The sequence below is a fragment of the Microbacterium sp. BF1 genome (assembly GCF_019279095.1).
Taxonomy (GTDB): Bacteria; Actinomycetota; Actinomycetes; order Actinomycetales; family Microbacteriaceae; genus Microbacterium; species Microbacterium maritypicum.
In genome coordinates this window covers 1-536 of sequence record NZ_JAGYWT010000885.1, presented here as the reverse complement: position 1 = coordinate 536, position 536 = coordinate 1, and the positions used below count along the sequence as shown (strand labels likewise).

Genomic DNA, 536 nt, shown 5'->3' with positions numbered 1-536 from the left:
GCCGGGAATGACCCGACGCACGCCGGCGGCGATCGCCTGGGCCACGGCCTCGGCGCTCAGGCTCTCCTTGAATCCGCTCGGTGCGACCAGGATGCGCTGCGGGGTGTGGATCGACATGATTCCTCCTTCTGCGCCCGAGAGGGGCGACGAGCGCCCGGTGTGCGGGCACGACGAGCACCGGTGCACCGGCGGCGCACGCGGAACGGTTGAGAACAGGGCGGGGCGGGTGCCCGCCGATCAGAGCAGCAGCGGCAACCCCATCAGGGGCCAGACCCACAGGGCGAAGACCGTCACGAGTACGAACATGGCCGGTGCCAGCAGCACGGAGAGCCGACGCAGGTCCTGCGGTGTGAAGCCGCCGCTGACGATGTCGGGGTCGGCGAACATCGCGATCGGCTTCGCCGAGCTGGGGAGCGTGTGGCAGAAGCCGGCCGCGGCGGTCGAAGCGAAGGCCGCAGCCATCGGGGAGACGCCGAGGGCAGGAGCGAGCGCGATCACGACGGGGATGATCGCGGCGGAGCGCGCGGACCGCGACG

1 protein-coding gene and 1 pseudogene are annotated in these 536 nt (G+C 71.8%); both read right to left on the bottom strand.

The window, feature by feature from the left end:
• A partial coding sequence (locus KZA10_RS17365) for a glycerate kinase (RefSeq protein WP_218683530.1) occupies positions 1 to 117 on the bottom strand: 117 nt, incomplete at its 3' end.
• A gap of 120 nt (positions 118 to 237) precedes the next feature.
• Positions 238 to 536 (bottom strand): annotated as a pseudogene (locus tag KZA10_RS17360) (SLC13 family permease); the annotation flags it as partial.